We start from the raw sequence: 6,957 nt of genomic DNA on the forward strand, positions 1-6,957 counted from the left end.
GTTAGGAAAAAACAACACACTAAAACCCTTAGACTCTAAATGTGTTATCTTTATGTCAAAAAACATAATCAAAAAGATAAGCATTTGGGTCTCAATACAGAGAGCACAAACAAAACAAAAGACTCAAAATATTCACACTCTAAGCAATGATCCTCTACTCTAAATTCCAAAGAGATCAATAATGCTAAAATGTGTCTTTTTTATGTTTTGGAGGTGTTTTTAAGTTTTTTCATTGGAGAGTTTGTTATGAAAAAATTATATGCCCCACAAGCAGCGAGTGAATTAAAACGTTCTCGTTTTTCTTTGGTTAAAGTTCTTTCGTTGGCTATAGCTGCTACATTCTTATCGAATGTTACGCCTGTTTTTTCAGCAAATCCTGATTTTAGAAACACCTTTCTTGAAGGTGTAAAAAGTGTTGGTATATCTTATCCACAAAGCATTCTCTCTGTTGCTGGTTTGAATGATTCTGAAGACTATGCAAATTTTCTAATCAATTTTTTTTCTGATACGGATGATAATAGTTCCATAATAAATGTTTTGACAGAAGGTAGCCGTTTTGCGCGAGTTGGAAATGTTGGTGATAAAAAAGCGCCACAACTTACAAGAATAGCGGTTAACGATAAAGGCATGAGTACGGATAATATTGCTGTGCGAAAATTGCCAAAAACATTTGTTAAAAAAGGGCGGATGCTGCCTGTTGAGGGTGGTAATAGTGATGATATTTTGCTGTCTGACGCTAATAGTTTAGCAAGGAGGGGGAGTACATATGCAACTAATAATGATATAAAAATAGGAAACAGTCCGGATGCGAAGGGTACTAATATTATTGCTATTGGTAACAACATAAAGGTACATTCAAAAGTTTCCATGTATGAATCTGTTGTTAATATCGGCAACAATACGCAAATCTACGCTCCTGCTACTACTGTTATTGGTGGATGGGCAAAAGCGAGCGAAATGGGCGGTGTTGCGCTAGGTACAGATACTGTCGCTGATAGGGCTAGTGGTGTTTCTGGTTATTCTCCTTATAAGAAAGCGAGTGAAACAAGTGCTGACGCTCAATGGAAGAGTGGTTATGGTGCCGTGAGTATTGGTGATGTCAAAGAGAAGAAAACGCGACAAATTATAGGGGTAGCAGCTGGTACTGAACTGACTGATGCTGCTAATGTTGCGCAGATAAAGTCATTACAAAATTACGTAGATAAAGGTTGGCAGCTGTCTGCTGGTGGTGCAGATGCTACAACTATTGGTATAGGGAGCAAGATCGATTTATCAGTGGCAAGTAAAAATCTTCAAATTAGCAAAGGCAAAGATAATAATAATGTAAAATTTGATCTATCTAAGGAAATTGCAGTCAATAAAGTAACTGCAGGAAGCAGTACCCTAGACGCAACAGGTTTAGTGATTGCCAATGGTCCGAAAATAACCACCGGTGGTATAGATGTTGGCAGTAAAAAGATTACAGGAGTGGCAACGGGTACTGAAAGCACCGATGCGGTGAATTTTGGACAGCTGAAGGAAATAAAAGAACAGGTAGCAACTAGTAGTTTCGTAAAACAAGATGCGCAGACGAAGTTCATAACTATTGGTAAGGATACAGATGGCGATAAAATCACAATTGCCAATAAAGATAACAAGACCAGAATTCTTTCTGGCGTTGCAGACGGCACGGACAACACTGATGCCGTGAATGTTGCGCAGCTAAAAGCTCTAAAAAACTCTATAACTTCAAGTTGGGATCTCTCTGTTGAGGGTGCAGATACGACGAGTGTTAATTCAACTAGTCCAATGGATTTGGCAGCTGGAAGTAGCAACCTACATATTACAAAAGGCAAAGAGGACAATAAGGTAAAATTTGATTTAGCAAAGGACATCACACTGGAGAGCGTAAAGGCAGGTACAAATACTTTAGACGAAACAGGCTTAATGATTACAGGTGGTCCGAAAATAACAACTAGTGGTATTGATGCTGGCAATAAAGAGCTAAAAGGCGTTAAAGATGGGGCGCTCTCAGTAGGATCGACAGAAGCGGTAAATGGTTCACAACTTTTGGCAACAAATAATGAAATTGCTGATGTAAGAGACAGTATTCTTGTTAAGCAAGAAGAAGGGATGGCGTTAAGTCGCAGTCTCCATGCTGAGGGATCAGGTGTTATCACCATTGGGAAAGGAACTGGTGGCACTGAAATCAGCATTCTGAATAAAGATAATGGGGCAAGGAAAATTTCCGGTCTATTAGGTGGCGATCTCAGTGCAAATTCAGATGAAGCAGTCACTGGTTCTCAGTTGTTTACTACAAATCAAAATGTTACAACTGTAACAAGTGATCTCAAAACAGTATCTGAGAATATAGCCAAATATTTCGGTGGTGGCGCTAAATATGAAAATGGCGCTTGGACTGCTCCTAAATTTACTGTTAAGTCCGTTAAGGATGATGGCGAAACAGAAAACAAAGAATATCCTGATGTAGCGGATGCACTTGCAGGAGTTGGAAGTTCTATCACGAATGTTCAGAATAAATTGACTGAACAGGTTAATAATGTAATTACCAAAGTGGAAAGCGAGAGCTTTGTTCAGCAAGATAAGACAACGAGTCGTCTCACTATTGGAGCTGCAGTAGAAGGCAGTGAAATCAACATAGCTAACAAGACTGGTGCGGATCGGATAATTTCAGGTGTTGGTGAAGCAAAGAACAATAATGACGCTGTTAACAAAAGCCAGCTTGATAGCAATATCAAGAATGTCAATGATAATGTAACAAATAAGTTTAGCGAACTTACTAAAAACATAACGAATATTACTCAGCAAGTTAAAGGTGATGCTTTGTTATGGAATGATGAAGCTAATGCCTTTGTAGCACGTCATGAAAAGAGCAAAGAAGAAAAAGGCAGAGCTGTAGCGACTCAAGATAACAGCAAAATTACGTTTCTTTTAGATGGTGATGTTTCTAAAGATTCAACGGATGCTGTCACGGGTGGACAGCTTTATTCTCTGAACGAACAACTTGCAACCTATTTTGGTGGTAGTGCTGGCTATGATGAGCAAGGACAATGGAAAGCTCCAAGTTTTAAGGTTAAGACAGTTAAGGATGATGGTAAATCTGAAGAGAAAACTTATAGCAATGTGGCGGATGCTTTGGCTGGAGTTGGTACTTCTGTTACGAATGTAAAAAATGAGATCAGCAAAGAGATTACGAATGTAGTGAGTGAAAGCCTTGTCAAGCAGGATAGGATGGGTCTTATTACTATTGGTGCGGAAAGAGGCGGCAATAAAATCAATATTTTAAATCGGGATGGTGATGCTCGAATTCTTTCTGGTGTTAAGGCAGCGCAAAATGGGGACGAGGCAGTCAATAAAGCGCAGCTTGATGCAAGTCTGAAGGATCTTTCCAGCAGCCTTCAGTCAGAAGATTCAGCAGTGGTTCTCTACGATAAAAAAGAAGACGGAATAGTTGACTATAGCAGTGTGACTTTAGGCAAAGGTAAGGATGCAGAACCAGTTGCGCTTCATAATGTAAAAGATGGTGTCATTGGTGAGAGCTCACATGATGCGATTAATGGTAGTCAGATCAATACAATTTCTCAGGATTTAGCTAAGTTTCTTGGTGGTGATGCAAAATTTGTTGGCGGTATGTTTACAGGACCAACCTACAAGTTATCTAAGGTTGATGCAGATGGTAATATAACAGACGGCTTTTTTAAAGATGTTGGTAGTGCATTTACTGGTCTTGATGCAAATATCAAGAATGTGAATGCGCGGATTAAAGAAGTTTCTGAAGGGGTAGCGCAGGATTCTTTGAATTGGAGTAATAAAGCCAATGCCTTTGTAGCACGTCATGAAAAGAGCAAAGAAGAAAAAGGCAGAGCTGTAAGGAGACAGGAAAACAGTAGAATTACGTTTCTTGCAAATGGTGACATTACCTCGAACTCAACAGATGCCATTAATGGTGGACAACTCTATTCGATGAGTAACACTCTTGCGACATATTTAGATAGTGGTGCTGGCTATGATGAGAGTGGACAATGGAAAGCTCCCAATTTTGTTATCAAGAAAGTTGATGCAGCAGGCAAAGAAAGTGAGAAAAGCTATAAGAGTGTAGCGGAAGCCCTTTCTGATATTAGTACTTCTGTCACGAATGTTCATAATGATGTGACTAATGTTGTCAGTGATAGCCTCGTCAAACAGGATGATGGAGATGCTGGTCGTATTACTATTGGCGCCAAAACAGAAGGTACAGAAATCAACATTGCCAATAAAAGTGGTGTGGATCGGATTCTTTCTGGTGTGAAGAAAGCTGTGAATGATAATGAAGCGGTTAACAAAAGTCAGCTTGATGAAAGTTTAGAGAAGCTTTCTAATAGTTTTCAATCTGATGACTCAGCTGTTGTTCATTACGATAAAAAAGATGGTGATAATGGCGGCATTAATTACACGAGTGTGACTCTAGGTAAAGGTAAGGATAAGGCAGCTGTAGGACTCCATAATGTTGCCGATGGTCAGATTGCCAAGGGTTCACATGATGCAATCTCGGGTGGTCAGATTAATAAAATCGGTGAGGATGTAGCTAAGTTTTTAGGTGGTGATGCTGCATTTAAAGAGGGTGTTTTTACCGCTCCGACTTATAAAATCTCTAATGTTTCTGACGATGGTACAGTAACGACTAATTCACATAACGATGTTGGTAGCGCCTTTGCGGGTCTTGATACGAGTGTCAAGAATGTGAACACTCATCTGTCTAATGAGGTCAAAAAGTTTGATGAAAAACTGAGTAATATTACGCAAGCAGTTCAAGGCGATGCATTGTTATGGGGTAAGACTAAAGGTGCGTTTGTAGCGACGCATGGGGACAATAAAGAGAACAGCAAGCTTACATCACTTGCAGATGGCTCTATAGTATCAGGCTCGAGTGATGCGATTACGGGTGGACAGATTTATGATCTGCAAAAACAGTTTGCGACCTATTTTGGTGGAGGAGCAGGTTACGATAAAGATGGACAATGGAAAGCTCCAAGTTTTGTGATCAAGAAAGTTGATGCAGAAGGTAAAGAAAGTGAGGAAAGCTATAAGAGTGTAGCGGAAGCATTTGCTGGAGTTGCGAGTTCTATCACGAATGTTCATAATGATGTGACCAATGTAGTTAGTGATAGCCTTGCGAAGCAGGATGAAAAGACAAAAGTTATCACTATTGGTAAAGAAGTAGAAGGCAGTGAAGTCAACATAGCCAACAAGACTGGTACGGATCGGACACTTTCAGGTGTTGGTGAAGCAACAAAGGATAATGAAGCTGTTAACAAAGGTCAGCTTGATAAAAGATTAGAGAAGCTTTCTAACAGTCTTCAGTCTGATGATTCAGCTGTTGTTCACTACGATAAAAAAGAGGGTGAGAATGGCGGCATTGATTACACGAGTGTGACTTTAGGTAAAGGTAAGGGTGCAGGACCAGTTGCACTTCATAATGTCAAAGATGGTGTCATTGGTGAGAGTTCACATGATGCGATTAATGGTAGTCAGATCAACACGATTTCTCAGAATGTAGCTAAATTCCTTGGTGGCGATGCAAAATTTGTTGAGGGTACGTTTACAGGACCAACCTACAAGTTATCCAAGGTTGATACAGCTGGTAATATAACAAATGGCTCTTTTAATGATGTTGGGAGTGCTTTTGCCGGTCTTGATGAGAATATCAAGAATGTGAATGCACGGATTAAAGAAGTTTCTGAAGGAGTAGCGCAAGATTCTTTGTTATGGAATGATGAAGCCAATGCCTTTGTAGCACGTCATGAGAAGAAGCAAGAAGAACAAGGCAGAGCTTTAAGGACACAAGAAAACAGTAGAATTACGTTTCTAGCAAATGGTGAGATTAGCGCTAAATCAACAGATGCTGTTACGGGTAATCAGCTTTTTGAAACGAATGATAAGGTTGTTACTTATTTAGGAGGCAATGCAGCTTTTAATAATGGTGCGTTTACAGGGCCGACCTATAGTTTATCGGAGATTGATAAAGATGGTAAGATAACAGCCAAACCTTTTACCAATGTTGGTTCAGCTTTTGAAGGACTTGATACAAATATCAAGAATGTCAATCAGAGGATTAAGGAAGTTTCTGAAGGAGTCGCACAGGATTCTTTGAATTGGAATAATGAAGCCAATGCATTTGTGGCTAAGCATGGAACGGAAGGAAACAATAGCAAATTGAAGTTTCTTTTAGATGGAGAAATTTCTAAAGGTTCAACAGAAGCGATCACTGGCAACCAACTTTATTCAATGAATCAAGCAGTTGCGACGTATTTGGGTGGAGGTGCTGGCTATGAAAATGGAAAATGGGTTGCACCCACATTCAAGCTTGAAACTGTCAATTCTGATGGTAGTGCTGGTGAGGAAAAGGTTTACAATAGTGTAGCCGAAGCACTTGCAGGTGTTGCAAGTTCTATTACGAATGTTCACAATGATGTGACCAATGTAGTCAGTGATAGCCTTGCCAAGCAGGATGATAATACGAAGGTTATCACTATTGGTAAAGAAGTAGAAGGTACAGAACTCAATATTGCCAACAGTAAGAAAGAAGACCGGATACTTTCAGGTGTTAAGGCAGGAGTACTTTCAGCAGAATCGACAGAAGTTGTAAATGGCTCTCAGTTATTTGCAACTAATAAAAATGTTACGACAGTGAGTACTAATCTAGACAGTGTTTCTAAAAATACATCGAGCTATTTAGGTGGTGGTGCTGATGTGCTTGTAGGCAATCTTCCGACGTATGTTGTTGGTGGTCAGTCATATCATGATGTTGGTTCAGCTTTTAGCGGTGTTGATACATCGCTGACAGATCTTCATAATGAGCTTTCTAAGAACAGCAATGAACTTACACAGACCATTGAGCAGAATGCTTTGTTATGGAATGATGAAGCCAATGCCTTTGTAGCACGTCATGTAAAGAACAAAGAGAAAGATGGTCAAGTT

At 39.7% G+C, this 6,957-nt stretch carries 1 pseudogene; it reads left to right on the top strand.

The features are described 5' to 3' along the window. Window positions 1-246: 246 nt before the first annotated feature. Window positions 247-6,957: pseudogene (locus tag ACFINA_RS09165) on the top strand (hypothetical protein); the annotation flags it as partial.

Source organism: Bartonella sp. AC10YNML (genome assembly GCF_042196825.1).
Lineage (GTDB): Bacteria > Pseudomonadota > Alphaproteobacteria > Rhizobiales > Rhizobiaceae > Bartonella.